Source organism: Halonatronomonas betaini (genome assembly GCF_015666175.1).
Lineage (GTDB): Bacteria > Bacillota > Halanaerobiia > Halanaerobiales > Halarsenatibacteraceae > Halonatronomonas > Halonatronomonas betaini.
In genome coordinates this window covers 294,096-312,990 of sequence record NZ_JADPIE010000004.1, presented here as the reverse complement: position 1 = coordinate 312,990, position 18,895 = coordinate 294,096, and the positions used below count along the sequence as shown (strand labels likewise).

Sequence of the window (18,895 nt, the reverse complement as noted above, 5' to 3'; positions counted from 1 at the left end):
CTTTAGCGAGTATATTTATCTGCCACTGAAGAGGCTGCATAGGCTTCTGGTTTAATTAAAGCTTCAAAACCGCTCCCAACTACCATGCCAACCACTTCTTTAATAATTGTACTGGTCGGTCCATTCTCGCCAACATCAACATGTATCTCCACCTCAATATTTTCATCTAATTCTGTCTCTTCAGATAACATCCTGGTAATCTTACTGGCAACCTCAAGGCTACAGGAAACCTCATAAAATATTCTCTGCTTAAAACCGCCTTTAGTATTAACTTTTCTTCTGTGATAAAAAAACCGACCGCCATGGCCAACTCTATATACAACTATTGCTGTTACAAATGATGATCTCGGATCATTCGGCTGAGAATCTGTTCCTATAATTAGCTTATAGGCATGTTGAGGCTGGTCCTTAATAAAATTAAGAACAGCATTATAAGTCTCTTTTAAAGTCAATCTGCCATCAGTAGGACTAATAAACTCCATATAATCACCGACTTATTAGAGTAATTTTGTCAATTCATTGCTTAGCTTAATAACTCTTTGAATAGATAATTTCTCGCCCCGAATTTTAGGATCAATCTCAGCTCTTTTGAGAGCTTCATCTACCTTATCCCTTGGAAAATCAACCTGAGCGGCTTTTGAAAGTGAATTACGAATTATTTTTCTCCTCTGCTGAAACATAGCCCTGACAACTTTAAAAAATATATCTTCATTATCAGCTCTCTCTGGATGTGGATCTGTTAGATCTAAAGTTATAATTGCAGACTCAACTCTTGGCCTGGGCACAAACACTTCTGGAGAGATATAATGCTGTATCTCTGCCCTGGCATAGTACTGAACAGCAATACTTAAGGTGCCATAATCCTTGCCTCCAGGCTCAGCAACTATTCTTTCAGCAACTTCTCGTTGAACCATCAAAACCATTTTCTCAGGTCTGGTCTCCCTTTCTAAGAATAATCTGATTAAAGGACTTGTTATATTATAAGGCAAATTTGCCATCAACTTATAATCTAAGTCCTTAAACCCTTTATCTTCCAATTCTTCTTCCAGCTTATATTCAAGAATATCAGCTTCAACCAGTGAAAAATTATCAAATTCAGACAACTCCTGCCTCAAAATTGAGCAGAGTTCCCTATCTTTTTCTATTGACAGCAACTCTCCATCAGGAATCTCTTCCAGTATCCTCAGGGTCAGAGCACCTAACCCTGGCCCAACTTCAATAACATTATCATCTTTTTCAAGGCCTGCATTTTCAATGATTATATCAAGTATATTACCATCAACTAAAAAATTCTGGCCAAAGGATTTTTTTGCATATAATCCATGTTTCTTTAAGATACTTTTTAAGCCAGACGGACTAACAGGATCAAACTCAGCATTACTTGCCATTATTCTCTCTGCTCCCAGTCAGCTAAGAATTTCTCAAGCCCTTCATCAGTTTTAGGGTGAACAACCATTTTCTTAAAGACATCGTATGGAATAGTTGCAATATCAGCACCAACTCTGGCCGATTCTAAAACATGCTGGGGATGTCTGATGCTGGCAGAGATAACTTCAGTATTTAAATCATAGGTATAAAAAATATCAACTATATCCTCAAGTATATCAACACCTTCACTCCCTATATCATCAAGCCTGCCAATAAAGGGACTAACATAGGTTGCCCCTGCTTTAGCTGCCAGCAGAGCCTGATTGGCAGAAAATACTAAGGTCACGTTAGTTTTAATCCCTTCAGCACTCAACTGGCTAACTGCATTTAACCCAGAAGGAATCAAAGGTATCTTAACGACAATATTATCAGCAATAGCTGCCAGTCTCTTTCCCTCTTCAACCATTTCTTCAGTTGTTGTCCCAATAACTTCAGCACTTATTGGTCCTGAGACTATCTCAGTAATACTTGCTATTACATCCTCAAATTCAACGCCACCTTCTTTAGCAATCAAACTGGGATTAGTTGTAACACCATCTAGAATACCCCATTGATTAATCTCTTTAATTTCTTCAATATTTGCTGTATCAATAAATAACTTCATTAATTAACACCTCTATAAATATTTTATACTAATCTAACAAGGCCATACTTTAAAGATTTAATGACAGCCTGAGTTCTATCATTTACATCAAGTTTTCTTAAAATGTTACTAACATGATTTTTTACTGTTTTCTCACTAATATAAAGTTCTTCGGCGATTTCTCTATTACTCATGCCCCGTGCCAGAAGGCCTAAAACCTCATGTTCTCTATTACTTAATAATTCATTATAATCAGTTGCCTCTTTTCCGTCAGCATCAAGTTCCTGAGCAACTGTTCTTGGGAATACTGTTTCTCCGTCCAGTACCCTCTTTATAGCATCCTGTAATTCTTCAGATGTAATATCCTTTTGAATAAAACCCTCAGCTCCAGCTGAAGTCACCTTATAAATATATTCCTCATCATCATGAATTGTTAGTATAATAACTTTCACTTCCGGGCTTATCTCTTTTATTTTTCGGATAGCATTAATGCCATTCATTCTAGGCATATTTAAGTCCAATAAAACTAAATCTGGAAAATGTTCCCTGACTTTAGAAACAGCTTCAAGACCATCACCTGCCTCACCAACTATTTCAATATTATCAAATAGATCAAGCAATTTACAAATTCCCTCACGAACTAACTCATGATCATCTGCTACTAATACTTTTGTCTTTGCCATTTAAAATCACCCTTTCCTCTCTATATCCAGGGGAAGAACAATATTAATTCTGGTTCCTTTACCTGGTTCTGAACTAATCTTGAAATCTCCCTGAAGAAGTTTACAACGTTCCTTCATAGATATTATACCATATGAATTTTCAAAATCACCATTTTGATCAAAACCTCTTCCATCGTCAATGATTAATATCTTGATATCATTTCTGGTAAACTCAATCTGAACCCTGCCACTATTTGCATCAGAATGCTTTCTCATATTGGTCAATGCCTCTTGAACCAGTCTAAATATCGTAACTTCATAAGAAGAAGGCAATGTCCTCTCTTCTCCACGGATCATTAATTCAACCATTATGCCAGTCTCAGTAGTAAAATCATCAATATATTTTCTTAAAGTCGGAACCAGTCCTAAATCATCTAACGACATTGGCCTTAAATCATATATAATCTTTCTTATATCTTTTACAGACGTTCTTACAATATCTTTAAAATCATCTAACTCATTTAATGCCTGGTCTTTATCTTCTTTTAAAATCTGTTGAACTATCTCAGTTCTTAAAACCAGGTTAGCCATTGATTGAGCAGGTCCATCATGAATTTCTCTGGCCACCCTCTTTCTTTCTTCTTCCTGGGCCTGAATTATTTTAAATGCCAGCTGTTCCCTATTTCTTAAATCATCAAACTGATCATTAATATCCACTAGCTCTCCATCAAGAAAATCTTTGACAACACCCATCCGACTGACCAGACTTTCAGCTTTATTATTGGTCTTTTCCATTTTTTTATATCTTTCTTCTAGTTCTCTTCTTCGCTGTTGTAATTGTTCCTCCTTTTCCCGTAATACTGCAATCTCAACAGAGGTGTCCTCGGCAAGTTCATAAACCTTTTTTATCTCCCTTTCAGAATATCTATCAAACTGTTGACTGACTTCCATCAGCCTCTGCCTTGCCTCTTTATTTTCTTTTTCCTTACTATCTAACTTATCGATAACTTCCTCAATCTCCTGCTGAATCAATAAAAGTTCATTTTTTATATTATCAAGTTCTTCTCTAGATGATTCAGCAATAGCAAAAACATCCTGAGTACTGTCCTCTATAAATGAAATAGTTTTTGCCATAATATCTTCTAAATTATTACCCAGGTTATCTGAATCAACCAATATAAACACCTACTTTCTAGGTCACCGGATTCTCAACTTCTCCACCTGTTAAAGCCGCAACTAAGTCAGATGCTGCTTTTTCTGCCAGCTCATAACGGGCTTCCTTTGAAGCACTCCCGATATGAGGAGTCAAAACCACATTATCAAGCTCTAGCAACCCTGGTTCTACATCAGGTTCATTTTCGAAAACATCCAGACCAGCACCGGCTATAACATTTTCTCTTAAAGCTTTCACCAGAGCTTTTTCATCAATTATTGGTCCCCTGCCTGTATTTATTATATATGCTGTTTCCTTCATTATTTGTAGTTCTTCTGTACCAATCAGATGATAAGTATCAGAATTCAGAGGTGCATTAACTGTAATATAGTCTGATTCTGCCAGTAATTGAGGTAATTTTTTATATTCAACCCCTAATCTCTTTTCAGCTGGTATCGATAATCTATTTCTTTTATTATAGAAGATTTCCATATTAAAACCGGCAGCTTTTCTGGCAACAGCCTGGCCTATATCGCCAAAACCTATAATACCAAGCTTTTTGCCATAAATATCATTGCCCATCAACAGCTTTGGGCCCCAGCTTTTAAACTTTCCAGCTCGCAAAAACTTATCAGCTTCAACCACTCTCCTGGCAACTGCCATCAATAATGCCCAGGTCAACTCAGCAGTAGCTTCTGTTAAAACGCCAGGAACATTAGTAGCTATAATTCCAGCCTCTTTAGCTGCCTGGACATCTATATTATTATAACCTACAGCCAGATTACTTACTGCTTTTAAATCTGGACAGGCTTCAATTAATTCCCTGTCAATTTCATCACTCAGCATTACAAGAGCGCCATCTTTGCCCTTTAAATTATCGATTAATTCAGATTTAGAAAGCTGTTTATCTTCTTCATTTACAGTCACATCACATTTTTCTTCAAGAATATTCAATCCAGTCTCTGGAATCACCCTGCTAACATAAACCTCTGGTTTGCTCAAGCTATCCCTCCTATAACTTTTCTGACTTATAATCCTTTGCATCCTCTTCGCCACGGATAACCCTTAAACCACCGGATACAAGATGTTCCATCTCTTCGGCACCTGGATAAATAAAGACTGGTGCCAGATAAGAGACCATTTCTTTAATAGCATCAGTAAGATAATCTGAATTAGCCAGACCACCAGTTAAAAATATTCCACTAATTTTTCCATTTAAAACTGCTGACATTGCGCCTATTTCCTTTGCAATCTGATAGACCATACCATCATAAATAAGTTTAGCTTTTTCATCTCCAGAAGAAATTCTTTCCTCTATCTCTCTTCCATCAGCTGTCCCTAAATAAGCAGTAAGTCCACCTTTGCCTACTAATTCCTTTTTAAGTTCTGCCTGTTTCGGTTCGTTTTCAAAAATATAATTTACTAAATCAAGGGCCGGTAATGTGCCCACACGTTCAGGGGAATAAGGCCCTCCCTGATTTGCATTATTTACATCTACTATTTTACCATATTCCAGTGCAGCTATTGAAATACCTCCGCCTAAATGAACACCTATCTGATTAATCTCATCAAAATTTTTACCTAAGCTGGCAGCCACTTTCCTGCCAACTGCCTTTAAATTTAAAGCATGTGATTGGCATTTTCTCGGTAATTCAGGTAAACCAGACAATCTGGCTACAGGCTTAAATTCATCAACAGCAACTGGATCAACTATATATGCATTTACTCCAGACTTTTTAGCAAAATTATAGGCAATAATTGCAGCCAGATTAGAAGCATGCTCACCATTTTTCCCGGCCTTTAAATCTTTGATGATCTCCTCGCCAACTAAATAAGTTCCTCCAGGAATAGGATCAAGCAGACCTCCTCGGGCAACAAAAAAATCAAAATCCTCCAGCTGATAGCCAGCATCTTTTATAGCTTCTAGTATAAGCTCCTGTCTCCAGCTTAATTGATCAATTATCTTATTGAATTCATCTATATCAGATCTTGAATGATCAAGGGATTTTGACCATTCCTCTTTTTTGCCATCAAAAATAGCTAATTTTGTTGAAGTTGAACCTGGATTAATTATTAATGACTTTTCCAAAACTCTCACCCCATTTAATTGTTATTTAACTGATTTAGAGCTTTATCAGGCCAGTTTCTATTTTTTAACTGTGCTCTACCAACACCTATAAGTTCAGCCTTTTCTGAAACTAAAAGTTTTTCAGCATAACTGGCTGTTTTTATCCCTCCGGCAATTAAAATCGGTGGCAACTTATCTTCTGAAATAAAATTCTTAAATTCATCTGCCAGATAAGCAGTAAATCCTTCTTCCCCTTCATCCAGTACACCATATCCGTTTAATCCCCCAGACAGATCAAGGAGATCAATCGAATCGAGATATGGCAAAATTCCTTCAGCAGCTTTTTCAGGCTTTAAACCTTCTTCCTCAAAATCATCTGAACCTAATCTAACTGCCAGCGGAAAACTATCACCAATCACTTCCCTGATTGATTCAATAACCTTACCAATAATCCTGAATCTATTGGCCAGAGAACCTCCGTATTCATCATCCCTTTTATTTGTTAAAGGGGAAATAAATTGATTTAGCAAATAGCCATGGGCAGCATGAATTTCTATTAAATCAAAACCTGCCGCTTTAGCAATTCTTGCTGAAGTAGCATATAACTCCAGCAACTCATCTATCTCTTTTTTTGAAAGTTTTTCAGGTTTATAATCTTTTTCTATCCCTGGTGGTTTAATTCCAGATGGGGAATAGGAATTACAACCAGTAATTTCTGGATCAGCTTTGGCACCGGCATGAGCAAGTTGAATTCCTGCAGCTGATCCTCCCTCTTTTATTAAACTTGCAAGTTCTTTTAAACCATCTAATTTAGTGCCATCATTAATAGCCAGCTGATTTTCACTGGCCATACCAGCTTTATCAATGTAACTGTGTTCTACAATAATTAAGCCATTGCCAATTCTATTTCTATAATAATCTAATAATTCATCAGTAACCTTCCCATCAGCAGTTGCCTTTTTACTTGCTAATGGTGGAAGCACAATTCTATTTTTTAAAATTAAATTATTAATCTGAATAGGAGTCAATAAATTTGCAGTTCCAGGCATTTATTCTGCCTCCTTTAAAAAATCAACCAGATCATTGACAGCATCTGTTTCGTCTTTTCCTTCTGCTCTAATGATTATTCTATCTCCCTTACCAGCTGCAAGGGCCAGCAAACTAATAATACTCTTACCATTAGCTGGTTCTCCATCATGAACTATTTCGATTTCAGAATCATACTTTCCTGCACGCTCAACAAAACTGGCTGCCGGTCTTGCATGCAGTCCGTATTTACTGGTAATTTTTATCTCTCTTTCATACATCCTTATTTCCCCCTGACAAATCCAGTTAATTCTCTAAATGCTTTAAAAATCTCCTTTGTTTCTGCTCCAACTTTCCCGTCACCAACAACTTTATCATTTATCTGCACGACTGGCATAATTTCAGTAGTTGTTCCAGTTAGAAAAACCTGTTCAGCTTTCAATAATGTATAATATGGAATACTCTCTTCAATGACCTCATAACCTAATTCAGGAGCCAGTCTATCAATTACTGTCTGTCTGGTTATACCATTTAAAATATAGTTTGTTGCAGGTGGTGTTATAATTGTATCATCCTCAACAATAAATATATTCGAACTGGAACCCTCTGTTATAAAGCCATCTCTGGACATTACAGCCTCATAGGCATCTGCCTGTTTAGCTTTCTTTTTAGCCAGTATATTAGGAAGCAATGCAATAGACTTTATATAACAACGGGACCAGCGTTCATCTGGCAGGGTTATTATTTTAACACCTTCCTGAAAATACTCTTCTGGATTAGGATTTAAAGGCCCGGCTTTCATTATTATAACAGGTTCCAGGCCATCTGGATAAGCATGGCTTCTTGAGGCAACTCCCCTGGATACCTGAACATAAAGTTTGGCATTCCTATCTGCGTAACCTGTCTCCTGCATATAATTTTTAGCTTCTTTAATTAATGTTTCAGCCGAAGGAGTTTCAATATCAATCTCACCTGCTGAAAATACTAATCTCTCCATATGCTCCTCTAGAGTAAATGGCTCCCCCTGATAAAATGCCACAACTTCATAAACCCCATCAGCAAATTGATAGCCTCTATCTTCTATATCAACTTTAGCATCTTCTCTTTTAATTATATTTCCATTGTAATAAATTTTATCTGTCATTAATATTCCCACCCTTTTTTAAGTTTTAAAAAATATAATTGATTATTCTTAAAACCAGATTTAAAATAATACTTAAAATAACCATTGTGGTAATAGGAAAATAGAAATTAAAATTATCCCGTTCGATCCTGATATCTCCTGGCAGATTACCAAACCAGCTAAATAACTCTATATCTGACAATATAACCAGGCCAATTATAATAAGCAAAAACCCTATACCAATTATTAATCTGCCCAAACTTTCAAGATCTAGCACATTCGATCACCTTACTCAATCTATATTTTAAAGAGGTTCAAGCCATTTTCAGTAGTTATTTCGGCTACTTTCTCCAGTGTAAGATTATGACACTTTGCAACCTGCCTGGCAACCTCTTTAACCCTGGCAGGCTCATTTCTCCGGCCTCTATAAGGTTCTGGAGACATATATGGTGAATCTGTTTCAATTAAAATCTTATTAATTGGCGTATTACTGACTATTCTCCTTAACCATTCAAGGTTTTTAAAAGTTATTAATCCAGTAAATCCTATATGGAAATCCAGCTCAAGTAACTTTTTAGCCATTTCTGCACTACTGGAATAACAGTGCACAACTCCTCCATTTTTTGAATCCCATTCTTCCTCCAATATATTAATTGTATCTTTTTCAGCTTCCCGGCTATGAATTATCACTGGCAAATCTAGAGTCGATGCCAGCCTTAATTGAGCCCTAAAAGCCTGACGCTGCTCATCCCTGGGAGAATTATCATAATGATAATCCAGTCCAATTTCACCAAAGGCAACAACATTTTTGTTTTCCGCAAGTTCTCTAAGTTTTTTAGCAATTTCAATGCTATACATTGATCCTTCATGGGGATGGATACCAACGGCAGCGAAAATATCATCATAATCTTCAGCCAGTTTTACAGCTCTCTGGCTGGACTCCAGATCTGCTCCACAGTTTAAAATATATTTAACTCCTTCTGCTCGAGCTCTCTCGATAACTTTGTCTCTATCTTTATTGTATCTTGGAAAATCTATATGGGCATGACTGTCGAATAACTCCATTTAATTATCACCTTTCTATTTCTATAATTCTTTGTTCCTATTATATCCTGCTACGAAGGTCTATGCAAGATGCTGGGGCCAAAGAATTTAAATGTATTCAACTATATGGTATAATAAACGAGAAAATCAGTTAGTTAAATACGGAGTTGATTAATTTATGGAGATATATTTTGATAATGCAGCTACAACAAGGGTATCAGAAAAAGCTGCAAAGGTAGCATATCAAACAATGCTAGAAAATTACGGTAACCCCTCATCAATCCATAATAAAGGGATTGATGCTGACAAAATTCTAAAAAATAGTCGCAGAACTATTGCAGATTATTTAAGAACAAAGCCAGAGCAGATCCTTTTTACATCAGGAGGCACAGAAGCAAACAATCTTGCAATCCAGGGAGCTGCAGGCATCCGGTCTGGAAGGGGAAACCATATTATTTCCAGTCAGATAGAGCATCCCTCCATTTATGAGCAGTTCGATAAATTAAGGGATTCAGGCTATGACATAACCCTGGTCAGCCCTGACTCCTCAGGATTTATAAACCCTGAAGATGTAATAACTGAAATCAGAGATGATACAATATTAATATCTATCATGTATGTCAACAATATAACAGGTGCTATTCAACCTATAGCTGAAATTAGTAAAAAAGCCAAAAAATTAAATAGTGATATTATTTTTCATAGCGATATGATTCAGGCACCAGGAAAGGTAGAAACAGTCCCAGAAAAATTAGAAGTTGATCTGGCCAGCTTCAGTGGCCATAAATTTCATGGACCAAAGGGGACAGGTTTTTTATATTTAAGAGAAGATCATTATATAGAGCCTATCCTATATGGCGGTGGCCAGGAACGAGAATTAAGAAGTGGAACAGAGAATCTTCCAGGAATAGCTGGAATGGCTGAAGCCATTAAGGATCTAAATAAATCTAATGAATTTAATAATTCTATTAATAAAATAAAAAATCATATTATCAATAGAATAGAGAGTGAAATTCCAGAAATAATTATAAATACTCCAGATAAATCTGCTCCCCATATTATTAATGCATCTATACCAGGTTTGCCAGGAGAAGTAATAGTAAATGCTCTCAATCATAACGATATATATATTTCAAGTGGTTCTGCCTGTGCAGGAACTAATATTAAAACTGACCATGTACTTGAGGCAATGGGAAGAGATGATAAGATAGCCTCTAGTTCAATAAGAATTAGCATATCAAAAAATAATACTGAACAGGAAGCCAACCGACTAATAAATACTTTAAAAGAAGAGTTAAACTTTTTATTATAATCCCAGAGGTGATTAAATGTATAAATTAATTATTATTAGATATGGAGAAATGGGGCTTAAAGGCCATAACTTTTCAAAGTTTGCCGATGCACTGGCTGATGACCTGAATAGACGACTTAAAAATAAATTAGATTTCAATCTGGACCGGACTTTCGGAAGATTCTTTTTATATTTTGAAGAAGAAAAATCAGATATAAGCAAAGAAGTCATAGAGACCTTAAAAACTGTGCCAGGGATTGTTTCATTTAGTCCAGCAGTTAAACTGGAGCCTGAAAGCGATGTTGAAGACCTGAGCAGAACAGCATTTAAGTTATTTCAAAAAAAAGACCCGCAACTCCCTTCAACCTTTCGAGTTAGAACCAATCGGGCAAATAAGGGTTTTCCTTTAGAGAGCCCTCAGGTCAGTAGAAAAGTTGGTGGATATATTTATGAAAAAATCAATCAAAACGATAATGAACTCCTATCAGTAGATCTGGATAATCCTGATACAACAATAGAGCTAGATATCCGCAAAAGTGGAATCTATCTATTTATTGATACCTATGCAGGAACAGGCGGTTTACCTGTTGGCAGTGCTGAGTCTGCTCTATTATTACTTTCAGGTGGAATCGATAGCCCTGTAGCAGGCTGGGAAATGATCCGTCGTGGCGTAAAGTTAAACTTTATTCATTTCCACACACCTCCTTATACAGGAGAAAGAAATCTTGAAAAGGTTAGAGACCTTGCCAGAACCCTGGCAAAATATAATGGAGACGCAAATCTCTATATAGTAAATGTAACCAATCTGCAGAAAGAAATTAATAAAAATTGTCATGACGATTATTCAATTACTATTTTAAGGAGAATGATGCTCAGGATTGCTTCCAGATTAGGATTAGAAATTAATGCCCAGGCATTAGTCACCGGTGATTGTGTCGGACAGGTTGCCAGTCAGACCCTTGCCAGCCTCAGAACAATTGGCGATGTAGCTAAACTACCATTGCTCAGGCCATTAATAACAAGAGATAAAGATGATATAATTAAAGAAGCTAAGGAAATCGGCAGCTATGAAACCTCAACTTTACCCTTTGAAGATTGCTGTTCACTATTCCTGCCTGATAGCCCAATCACCAGGCCCAGGTTAAAAAGAACAGAGCAAACTGAAAGTAATCTAGATTTCCAACCACTAATTGAGGAAGCAATTGAAAATATTGAAATCGAAAGAATCCAGGGAGAGAATTAATTAATGTCAGATAAAATAAAACTGTTTAAAAATAAACTAAAAAAATCAAATATAAACTTTAAAGAAAATGAGTCTTTATCAAATCATACTTCTTTTAAAGTTGGTGGCCCTGCCAGCATCTTTATTGAGCCAGCAAACAAAACCAATTTAATTAAATCTCTAGAACTTGTAAATGAATTTAATATTAAATACTTTGTTCTAGGTGGAGGCAGCAATATAATAGTTTCTGATAAAGGTTATCAAGGGGCAATAATCACCACCTCTAAATTAAATAATATTGAATTTAACGAAAATCAGGTGATTGCCGAAACAGGTGTATCCTTAGAAAAGTTATGTGATGTGATTGCTGAAAATAATCTTACAGGAATGGAGTTTGCCTGTGGCATTCCTGGGAGTTTAGGAGGAGCTATCTTTATGAATGCCGGGGCATACGGCGGTGAAATCAAACAGGTAATTAAGAAGGCCAGACTATTTTCAAATAATCATGGTATCATCGAATACGACAAAGATAAATTAAATTTAGATTATCGTTATAGTATCCTCCAGGAAAATGATTTAATAGCATTAGAAGCCGTCCTGGAATTAAACCCTGCGCCTAAAACAACTATTAAAAATGAAATGGAAGAATTAAACGAAAAACGCTGGGCAAAACAGCCAATGGAATACCCGAGTGCTGGTAGTGCTTTCAAGAGACCTCCAGACAATTATGCCGGCTCACTAATCGAAAAAGCCGGTTTAAAAGGTGAAAAAGTAGGTGGAGCAATGGTCTCAAAAAAACATGCAGGTTTTATAATAAATGCTAATAATGCAAAGGCTGCTGATATTATTGATTTAATGATAGTTGTACAGAAGACAGTCAAAAAGAAATTTAATATCCAGTTATATCCTGAACCCAGGTTTTTAGGCCAGTTTGATAAATTACCTGAGCTCGATAATTAGTTTTATAGCTTAATAAACGAGAAAAAGGACAGTTAATTAACTGTCCCTTTTCTTATTAATTCCAATTTTTCATTTTTAGAAAATTGTTTGATTTCGTATTCTCTCTGCATAGCTCTGCTTTTATCAGAAAATTCCTCTAAATAAACTAATTCCACCGGCCCTCTACCCCGGGTATATTTAGCGCCTATGCCAGCATTATGTTCTTCTATTCTTCTTTCCGGGTCTGTAGTATAGCCAGTATAAAGAGTGTTATCACTGCACTTTAGAATATAAACATAATCCATTTTTAATTATAATTTCGCATCTAATTTAACCAGGTCTAATAGATGTTGTTTCTCTTCGTCGATTAATTTTTTTATAATATCTACAGTATCTCCGGAATGATTGTCAAGCATCTCGGTATAAAGCAGGATAGAATCTTTTTCCGCCTGAATTGCTAGTTTTAAGACTTCTTCCATTGAGTCAAATTCCTTATCAATCAGCTCATCACCAGGAAAAACTGCAAACTCAACTAAAGCATTTAGATAAGTACTAACCTGTTCATTATAAACATGATCTTCCTTATAATCTGAATTCTCCTTTATAGACTTCCCTAAATTATCGAATCTCTGAAAATGATCCTTTTCATCCCCTGCTAACCTTAAAAACAATTCCCTGATTTCCTGATTGTCTGTCTTATCAGCCTGGGACCTATAAAAGTTCAAACCTCTTTTTTCAATATCCTTGGCCATCTCTATAACTTCCATTTTACTAAACTGTTGATTTAACATTATTTGTCCTCCTAAAAAGCTATTTTAGTTTATTATTACTATATATTATCTTACATTATTGAGGAATAGATATCAATAAATATCTTTTAGTAATCCTGCAGGCACGATATATTGTGGTCGACTCATAAAAAAAGCACTATATATAGAAAAATACCATTTATTTTAAGACCAATATCTGATATAATATAAAAAGAAACTAAAAGAAAAGGTGGTAATAAAAAATGATTGAACCAGATCTTTCAGAAAATAGTATTCGGATTTTAGAGGCAAGATATCTTAAAAAAGATCCAGATGGAAATCTTATTGAAACTCCTAAAGATATGTTTTTACGAGTTGCAAATAATATTGCTGAAGCTAATGCAATATATGATGAACCTGTGGATAAAACAGCAGAAGAATTTTATGAAATGATGGCAAAGTTAGAATTCCTCCCGAACTCTCCAACTCTTATGAATGCAGATAATGACCTGCAACAATTAAGTGCATGTTTTGTCCTTCCAGTTGAAGATAGCATGGATGGAATTTTTGATGCAATAAAAAATTCTGCATTGATACATAAGAGTGGTGGAGGCACTGGTTTTAGCTTTTCCCGGATCCGACCCAAAAATGATATAGTAAAAACTACTGGTGGAGTTGCCAGTGGTCCTATCTCATTTATGCGAATTTTTGATGAAGCTACCAACACCGTTAAGCAGGGAGGCAAAAGACGGGGAGCAAATATGGGGGTAATGCGAGTTGATCACCCTGATATTAGAGATTTTATTACCTCTAAAGAAGACGAGGATCAGCTAAATAATTTCAATATTTCTGTCGCTATAACTGAAGATTTTATGGAAGCCTATCAGAATAACGAAAAATATGAATTAATTAATCCTAGAACTGGAAAAATTACTGGTCTTGAAGATGCCAGCGAAATCTTTAACCTGATAGTTGAAATGGCGCATAAAAACGGAGAGCCAGGAATAATTTTTCTGGATAAAATTAATGAAGAAAACCCGACCCCTGAAATCGGAGAAATAGAAAGCACCAACCCCTGTGGCGAACAACCATTACTCCCTTTTGAGGCCTGTAATTTAGGCTCTATCAACCTATCTAAAATGACCGAAGGTCCTATTGGCGAAGCTGAGATTAATTATGATAAATTAGCAGAAACAGTCAAAAAAGCAGTCCACTTCCTGGATAATGTTATAGATATGAGCGAGTTCCCACTTGATAAAATAACTGAAATGGTACAGGGAAATAGAAAAATTGGTCTTGGAGTCATGGGTTATAGCGACATGTTATTAAAATTAGGCCTGGCCTATAACAGTCAGGAAGCAGTAGAAACAGCTGAAAATATAATGGGCTTCATCAACAAAAAAGCCAGAGAAGCTTCCCATAAACTGGCTAAAAGACGTGGCCCATTCCCGAATTTTGAAAAAAGCATATACGAAAAAGAATATAGAAATGCAACAACTACTACAATTGCCCCAACAGGTTCAATTAGTATAATTGCCGGCACAAGCAGTGGTATTGAGCCATTATTTGCTCTGGCATATGAAAGACATGTAATCGATGAAACATTAGTTGAGCTCCATCCAATATTTGCTCAAATAGCTGAAGAAAGAGGCATCATGAACGACGAGTTAAAAGAAAAACTTGCCAGTCAGAGTTCAATCCAGAAAATAGATGAAATCCCTGATGACTTAAAAGAAATATTCGTTACTTCCCATGATATTACTCCTGAATGGCATATAAAAACTCAGGCAGCCTTCCAAAAATATGTAGACAATGCTGTCAGCAAAACTATCAATTTTAAAAATAATGCGTCTAAAAATGATGTCAAAGAAGCTTACGAATTAGCTTATAAGCTAGATTGTAAAGGCATTACTATTTATAGAGATGGCAGCCGTTCAGGCCAGGTTTTAACAACTAAATCCAGTGATAAAGACGAAAAAGATAACAAAAGCAAAAGAAATCGACCAAAAGTAACAGTTGGTACAACAGAAAAAACTCTTATTGGTTGCGGTAAACTATATATAACAATTAATTCTGATGAAGAAGGCATCTGTGAATTATTTACAACCACAGGAAAAGGTGGAGGTTGCCATGCCCAATCAGAAGCTATCAGTCGATTAACTTCTCTGGCATTAAGAAGTGGCATGCCTGTTGAAGAGATAACAGATCAGCTTAAAGGGATCCGCTGTGAAGCTGCAATGATACGTACTGAAGTTAGAAATCTCTCCTGTCCTGATGCCATTGGCCGGGCCCTAGAAATTTCAAATGAAAACGGTGAAATAAGCATTAAAGACAAAAACTTCAATTCTGAAGCAGTTAAAGAAAAAGCTGCAGAAGCAGTTAGAGGTTTTAATTTCAAAAATAATCCTGAAGAAAAAAGAAAATGTCCGGAATGTGAGAGTGAACTAGCCAGCGACGGCGGATGTGTCGTCTGTAATAGTTGTGGCTGGTCAAAATGTGGTTAATATGAACCCATAAAAAGAGGCAGCCCATCAAGGGCTGCCCTTTATATTACATCAATTACAGAAATTATTCTACCCAGCCTCTAGCTCTCATTGCTTCAGTTAATCTTTCAATAGAAACCATATATGCTGCTACCCGATAAGGCACCCCAGCTGTCTTGTGTTTTTCATGGGTTCGCTTGAATGCATTCACCATTATCTTCTCTAACTTATTATCAATTTCTTCTTTATCCCAGTAATAATTATACATATTCTGGACCCACTCAAAATAAGAAACTGTAACTCCACCTGCATTGGCTAGAACATCAGGTAATACAATAACACCTTTTTCATTTAAAATCTTATCTGCCTCTGGAGTTGTTGGCCCATTGGCTGCTTCTGCAATCATCTTAGCTTTAATATTATGAGCATTTTTTTCATTAATTTGATTTTCCATAGCAGCTGGAACCAGTATATCACATTCTAAGGTTAACAACTCTTCATTGCTAATATCCTTTGAACCCGGGAAACCATGAAGCTCTCCATGCTCATCTTTATATTTTTTTAATTCAAAGGCATCCATTCCATCTGGATTATAAATCCCACCACTGGAATCATTGGCAGCTATTAATTTTGCTCCTAATTCCTGCAAAAACTTCGCACTAAAGTTACCAGCGTTTCCATAACCCTGAACAACGACAGTAGCATCATTTAAATCCATATCCAGTTCTTTAGCAGCTTCTCTAACAGTATACATAAGCCCGCGAGCAGTCGCTGAATCACGTCCATAAGAGCCACCGATAACAAGAGGCTTACCTGTTACAAGACCTGGAGTATTTACACCTTTTATCTTCGAGAATTCATCCATAAACCAGGACATTACCTGGGCATCTGTATATACATCAGGGGCAGGAATATCCTTATCTGGACCAATAATAGGTGAAATAGCCTGAATAAATCCCCTTGATAACCTTTCTAATTCTCCTTTACTCATCTCTTTAGGATTACATAAAACCCCACCTTTAGCTCCTCCATATGGAATTCCAACAAGAGAACATTTAAAAGTCATCCAGGCTGCCAGTGCCTGTACCTCGGCTTGTTCAACCTGCGGATGGAAACGAATTCCTCCCTTTGTTGGCCCCAGAGCGTCATTATGCTGACAGCGGAACCCTTTAAATACTCTAACACTGCCATTATCCATTCTCACAGGTACTGCTACTGACAGAGACCTAACAGGTTCTTTTAATAATGCTTTAACCTGAGGATCCAGATTCAATTCAGTTGCTGCATCATCCAGCTGTTTAAGAACAACCTCATAAATCTTAAATTCTTTAGACATTTAATTTTTCCCCCTTAGTTTTTAGGTTGGCATAATTCTGTTAGAACACCTTTGGTACTTTTGGGATGAATAAAGATAATTTTCTTATTGCCTGCACCTTCTGTCGGTTCATCACCTATAAACCTTACACCTTTAGCATCCATTACAGAAACCTTTTCATCAATATTGTCAACTAAATAAGCAATATGATGAATTCCCTCTCCTCTTTTACTTAAAAATTTAGCAATAGGACTATCTTCATGCAGAGGTTCTAATAATTCAATTTTACTTTCTCCTATTTTCAAGAAAGCAACTTTAACACCCTGTTCTTCAACTTCCTCCTGGCCTTTATATTCCAGACCTAATGCATCGCGATAAAACTCCAGCCCTGCCTCTAAATCCTCAACAGCTATGCCAATATGATCTATCTTCATATATATTATACCCCCTCTCCAAAATCACTAAGCCATTCAGAAACCCTGGTATATGGATCTTTCTTTCTTTCAATTACATCATCTAAAGAAGTTGAAAAATCTTCATCTTTTAAAAGTGGCTCAATATATTTATTTCTTAAACCCTCCTCTAATAAATGAATCAAATGATTTTTCATCACTTTCTTTTTATTATCTAATTCCTGATTGGATTCTTTCAAATAACCCTTATGCTCAGCAATTTTTTCAATTAACTCTCCAATGCCATCCTCTTCAGTGGCAACTGTTTTGATCAGAGGAATCTTCCAGCCTGAATCATCTGACCTTGCCAGATCAATCATCTGCTTTAAGATCAATTCCATCTTATGGGCAGTTGCATGATCTGACTTATTTAAGACAAATAGATCGCCTGCCTCCATCAGACCAGCTTTAAAGGATTGAATTTCATCACCAGCCTCAGGCACAGTCACAACTAAAGTTGTATCAGCCAGACTAACAATATCAATCTCATTCTGGCCAACCCCAACAGTTTCTATTACAATACGATTATACCCTGCAGCAGATAAGACCAAAACTGTGTCAAAGATAGCCGGGTTTAAACCACCTAAATAACCTCTGGTAGCCATACTCCGAATAAATACATCAGGATGGGTAGCAATCCTGCCCATTCTAATTCTATCGCCAAGTAAAGCCCCACCAGAAAACTCACTACTAGGGTCAATGGCAATCACAGCTACCCTTTCCCCAGAATCAACCCATCTACTAACAATTTTTTCTACAAGTGTACTTTTTCCTCCTCCAGGCGGACCAGTAACCCCCAGTAAATAAGCTAGCTCTGTTTTAAGATAAAGCTCTCGCAATAAATCAAAAGCCTCTCCCCGGGAATTTTCTACAAGACTAATTGCCTTTGCAACAGTCTTCTCATCACCAGCAATAATCTTTTCAGCATCAATCTTCATTATGCCACATCTAATTCCTGATGAATAAATTCTACAATCTCATTAATCGGGGTCCCTGGCTTAAATATTCCCTTAATTCCAAGTTCTTTTAATTCTCCATGATCATCATCAGGAATTATTCCACCTGCAATCACAAGCACATCATCTTTACCATTATCCTTTAATTTTTTCATTATCTCTGGAAAAAGATGGCTATGAGCTCCAGATAAAATACTTAATCCGATTACATCTACATCTTCCTGAACTGCCGCTCTAACTATCTGATCAGTGGTCTGCCTTAAGCCTGTATAAACTACCTCCATGCCGGCTTCTTTAAGACCTCTGGCTATTACCTTTGCACCGCGATCATGACCATCAAGGCCTGGTTTTGCAATCAGAACCTTTATATTCTCACTCATCTATATCCCTCCTGATTACTT

22 protein-coding genes are annotated in these 18,895 nt (G+C 36.5%); 4 read left to right on the top strand and 18 right to left on the bottom strand.

The window, feature by feature from the left end; genetic code table 11:
- Nucleotides 1-2: 2 nt before the first annotated feature.
- Genes I0Q91_RS09005 through I0Q91_RS08950 form a run of 12 tightly spaced genes read right to left on the bottom strand, consistent with a single transcriptional unit; the run spans nucleotide 3 to nucleotide 9,108 of the window.
- A complete protein-coding gene (locus tag I0Q91_RS09005) occupies nucleotides 3-482 on the bottom strand; it encodes a ribonuclease H-like YkuK family protein (protein WP_270454164.1) in 480 nt (159 codons plus the stop codon).
- 15 nt (nucleotides 483-497) lie between these two features.
- The gene (gene rsmA / locus I0Q91_RS09000; RefSeq protein WP_270454163.1) at nucleotides 498-1,388 is read right to left on the bottom strand and encodes a 16S rRNA (adenine(1518)-N(6)/adenine(1519)-N(6))-dimethyltransferase RsmA; all 891 of its coding nucleotides are present in this window, start codon (nucleotides 1,386-1,388) and stop codon (nucleotides 498-500) included.
- Entirely contained in the window at nucleotides 1,388-2,032 is a 645-nt protein-coding gene (gene fsa, locus I0Q91_RS08995) for a fructose-6-phosphate aldolase (protein WP_270454162.1), read from the bottom strand. The genes rsmA and fsa overlap by 1 nt, the downstream gene beginning before the upstream one ends.
- A gap of 23 nt (nucleotides 2,033-2,055) precedes the next feature.
- A complete protein-coding gene (locus tag I0Q91_RS08990; protein WP_270454161.1) occupies nucleotides 2,056-2,694 on the bottom strand; it encodes a response regulator in 639 nt (212 codons plus the stop codon).
- Nucleotides 2,695-2,700: 6 nt separating this feature from the next.
- On the bottom strand, nucleotides 2,701-3,849 hold the full coding sequence (locus I0Q91_RS08985) for a sensor histidine kinase (protein ID WP_270454160.1): 1,149 nt from the start codon (nucleotides 3,847-3,849) through the stop codon (nucleotides 2,701-2,703).
- A gap of 16 nt (nucleotides 3,850-3,865) precedes the next feature.
- Nucleotides 3,866-4,828 carry a 2-hydroxyacid dehydrogenase gene (locus tag I0Q91_RS08980; RefSeq protein ID WP_270454159.1) on the bottom strand — a complete coding sequence of 321 codons (963 nt, stop codon included), beginning with the start codon at nucleotides 4,826-4,828 and terminating at the stop codon, nucleotides 3,866-3,868.
- 10 nt (nucleotides 4,829-4,838) lie between these two features.
- Nucleotides 4,839-5,915, bottom strand: coding sequence for a butyrate kinase (gene buk, locus I0Q91_RS08975; RefSeq protein ID WP_282550583.1), 1,077 nt, complete (start codon nucleotides 5,913-5,915; stop codon nucleotides 4,839-4,841).
- Between the two features lie 14 nt (nucleotides 5,916-5,929).
- On the bottom strand, nucleotides 5,930-6,943 hold the full coding sequence (locus I0Q91_RS08970; protein WP_270454157.1) for an NADH:flavin oxidoreductase: 1,014 nt from the start codon (nucleotides 6,941-6,943) through the stop codon (nucleotides 5,930-5,932).
- Entirely contained in the window at nucleotides 6,944-7,201 is a 258-nt protein-coding gene (locus tag I0Q91_RS08965; protein WP_270454156.1) for an HPr family phosphocarrier protein, read from the bottom strand. It lies immediately after the preceding gene.
- A 2-nt stretch (nucleotides 7,202-7,203) separates the two neighbouring features.
- Nucleotides 7,204-8,064 carry a D-amino-acid transaminase gene (gene dat, locus I0Q91_RS08960; RefSeq protein ID WP_270454155.1) on the bottom strand — a complete coding sequence of 287 codons (861 nt, stop codon included), beginning with the start codon at nucleotides 8,062-8,064 and terminating at the stop codon, nucleotides 7,204-7,206.
- Nucleotides 8,065-8,089: 25 nt separating this feature from the next.
- Entirely contained in the window at nucleotides 8,090-8,320 is a 231-nt protein-coding gene (locus I0Q91_RS08955) for a DUF2905 domain-containing protein (RefSeq protein ID WP_270454154.1), read from the bottom strand.
- Nucleotides 8,321-8,340: 20 nt separating this feature from the next.
- Entirely contained in the window at nucleotides 8,341-9,108 is a 768-nt protein-coding gene (locus I0Q91_RS08950; RefSeq protein WP_270454153.1) for a TatD family hydrolase, read from the bottom strand.
- A gap of 157 nt (nucleotides 9,109-9,265) precedes the next feature.
- Between I0Q91_RS08950 and I0Q91_RS08945 the strand changes: the two genes are divergently transcribed.
- From I0Q91_RS08945 to murB, 3 genes are read left to right on the top strand one after another with little or no spacing between them, the layout of a single operon-like run.
- Nucleotides 9,266-10,399 (top strand): cysteine desulfurase family protein, encoded by a 1,134-nt coding sequence (locus I0Q91_RS08945; RefSeq protein WP_270454152.1) that lies wholly within the window; start codon nucleotides 9,266-9,268, stop codon nucleotides 10,397-10,399.
- Nucleotides 10,400-10,415: 16 nt separating this feature from the next.
- On the top strand, nucleotides 10,416-11,621 hold the full coding sequence (thiI, locus tag I0Q91_RS08940; RefSeq protein WP_270454151.1) for a tRNA uracil 4-sulfurtransferase ThiI: 1,206 nt from the start codon (nucleotides 10,416-10,418) through the stop codon (nucleotides 11,619-11,621).
- Between the two features lie 3 nt (nucleotides 11,622-11,624).
- Nucleotides 11,625-12,560 (top strand): UDP-N-acetylmuramate dehydrogenase, encoded by a 936-nt coding sequence (murB, locus tag I0Q91_RS08935; RefSeq protein WP_270454150.1) that lies wholly within the window; start codon nucleotides 11,625-11,627, stop codon nucleotides 12,558-12,560.
- A 32-nt stretch (nucleotides 12,561-12,592) separates the two neighbouring features.
- Here murB and I0Q91_RS08930 read toward each other — a convergent pair whose 3' ends face one another.
- Together I0Q91_RS08930 and I0Q91_RS08925 are read right to left on the bottom strand one after the other, a co-directional pair.
- On the bottom strand, nucleotides 12,593-12,844 hold the full coding sequence (locus I0Q91_RS08930) for a GIY-YIG nuclease family protein (RefSeq protein ID WP_270454149.1): 252 nt from the start codon (nucleotides 12,842-12,844) through the stop codon (nucleotides 12,593-12,595).
- Between the two features lie 6 nt (nucleotides 12,845-12,850).
- Nucleotides 12,851-13,330, bottom strand: coding sequence for a ferritin family protein (locus I0Q91_RS08925; protein ID WP_270454147.1), 480 nt, complete (start codon nucleotides 13,328-13,330; stop codon nucleotides 12,851-12,853).
- 221 nt (nucleotides 13,331-13,551) lie between these two features.
- On the opposite strand from I0Q91_RS08925, the gene I0Q91_RS08920 reads away from it, so the two are divergent.
- Nucleotides 13,552-15,792: a vitamin B12-dependent ribonucleotide reductase gene (locus I0Q91_RS08920; RefSeq protein ID WP_270454146.1), complete on the top strand. Its 2,241-nt coding sequence runs from the start codon at nucleotides 13,552-13,554 to the stop codon at nucleotides 15,790-15,792.
- Between the two features lie 64 nt (nucleotides 15,793-15,856).
- Here I0Q91_RS08920 and I0Q91_RS08915 read toward each other — a convergent pair whose 3' ends face one another.
- Genes I0Q91_RS08915 through I0Q91_RS08900 form a run of 4 tightly spaced genes read right to left on the bottom strand, consistent with a single transcriptional unit; the run spans nucleotide 15,857 to nucleotide 18,874 of the window.
- Nucleotides 15,857-17,107: a Glu/Leu/Phe/Val family dehydrogenase gene (locus tag I0Q91_RS08915; RefSeq protein ID WP_270454145.1), complete on the bottom strand. Its 1,251-nt coding sequence runs from the start codon at nucleotides 17,105-17,107 to the stop codon at nucleotides 15,857-15,859.
- A gap of 14 nt (nucleotides 17,108-17,121) precedes the next feature.
- Nucleotides 17,122-17,526: a methylmalonyl-CoA epimerase gene (gene mce / locus I0Q91_RS08910; RefSeq protein ID WP_345790974.1), complete on the bottom strand. Its 405-nt coding sequence runs from the start codon at nucleotides 17,524-17,526 to the stop codon at nucleotides 17,122-17,124.
- On the bottom strand, nucleotides 17,526-18,476 hold the full coding sequence (meaB, locus tag I0Q91_RS08905) for a methylmalonyl Co-A mutase-associated GTPase MeaB (RefSeq protein ID WP_270454143.1): 951 nt from the start codon (nucleotides 18,474-18,476) through the stop codon (nucleotides 17,526-17,528). Before meaB ends, mce begins: the two co-directional genes overlap by 1 nt.
- Nucleotides 18,476-18,874 (bottom strand): cobalamin B12-binding domain-containing protein, encoded by a 399-nt coding sequence (locus I0Q91_RS08900; RefSeq protein WP_270454142.1) that lies wholly within the window; start codon nucleotides 18,872-18,874, stop codon nucleotides 18,476-18,478. Before I0Q91_RS08900 ends, meaB begins: the two co-directional genes overlap by 1 nt.
- Nucleotides 18,875-18,895: the final 21 nt, after the last annotated feature.

Excerpts from the sequence above, each read along its gene's own strand:
- I0Q91_RS09005 (WP_270454164.1), bottom strand. The coding sequence starts at position 482 with ATGGAGTTTATTAGTCCTACTGATGGCAGATTGACTTTAAAAGAGACT.
- rsmA (WP_270454163.1), bottom strand. The coding sequence starts at position 1,388 with ATGGCAAGTAATGCTGAGTTTGATCCTGTTAGTCCGTCTGGCTTAAAA.
- fsa (WP_270454162.1), bottom strand. The coding sequence starts at position 2,032 with ATGAAGTTATTTATTGATACAGCAAATATTGAAGAAATTAAAGAGATT.
- I0Q91_RS08990 (WP_270454161.1), bottom strand. The coding sequence starts at position 2,694 with ATGGCAAAGACAAAAGTATTAGTAGCAGATGATCATGAGTTAGTTCGT.
- I0Q91_RS08970 (WP_270454157.1), bottom strand. The coding sequence starts at position 6,943 with ATGCCTGGAACTGCAAATTTATTGACTCCTATTCAGATTAATAATTTA.
- I0Q91_RS08965 (WP_270454156.1), bottom strand. The coding sequence starts at position 7,201 with ATGTATGAAAGAGAGATAAAAATTACCAGTAAATACGGACTGCATGCA.
- dat (WP_270454155.1), bottom strand. The coding sequence starts at position 8,064 with ATGACAGATAAAATTTATTACAATGGAAATATAATTAAAAGAGAAGAT.
- I0Q91_RS08950 (WP_270454153.1), bottom strand. The coding sequence starts at position 9,108 with ATGGAGTTATTCGACAGTCATGCCCATATAGATTTTCCAAGATACAAT.
- I0Q91_RS08945 (WP_270454152.1), top strand. The coding sequence starts at position 9,266 with ATGGAGATATATTTTGATAATGCAGCTACAACAAGGGTATCAGAAAAA.
- thiI (WP_270454151.1), top strand. The coding sequence starts at position 10,416 with ATGTATAAATTAATTATTATTAGATATGGAGAAATGGGGCTTAAAGGC.
- murB (WP_270454150.1), top strand. The coding sequence starts at position 11,625 with ATGTCAGATAAAATAAAACTGTTTAAAAATAAACTAAAAAAATCAAAT.
- I0Q91_RS08930 (WP_270454149.1), bottom strand. The coding sequence starts at position 12,844 with ATGGATTATGTTTATATTCTAAAGTGCAGTGATAACACTCTTTATACT.
- I0Q91_RS08925 (WP_270454147.1), bottom strand. The coding sequence starts at position 13,330 with ATGTTAAATCAACAGTTTAGTAAAATGGAAGTTATAGAGATGGCCAAG.
- I0Q91_RS08920 (WP_270454146.1), top strand. The coding sequence starts at position 13,552 with ATGATTGAACCAGATCTTTCAGAAAATAGTATTCGGATTTTAGAGGCA.
- I0Q91_RS08915 (WP_270454145.1), bottom strand. The coding sequence starts at position 17,107 with ATGTCTAAAGAATTTAAGATTTATGAGGTTGTTCTTAAACAGCTGGAT.
- meaB (WP_270454143.1), bottom strand. The coding sequence starts at position 18,476 with ATGAAGATTGATGCTGAAAAGATTATTGCTGGTGATGAGAAGACTGTT.
- I0Q91_RS08900 (WP_270454142.1), bottom strand. The coding sequence starts at position 18,874 with ATGAGTGAGAATATAAAGGTTCTGATTGCAAAACCAGGCCTTGATGGT.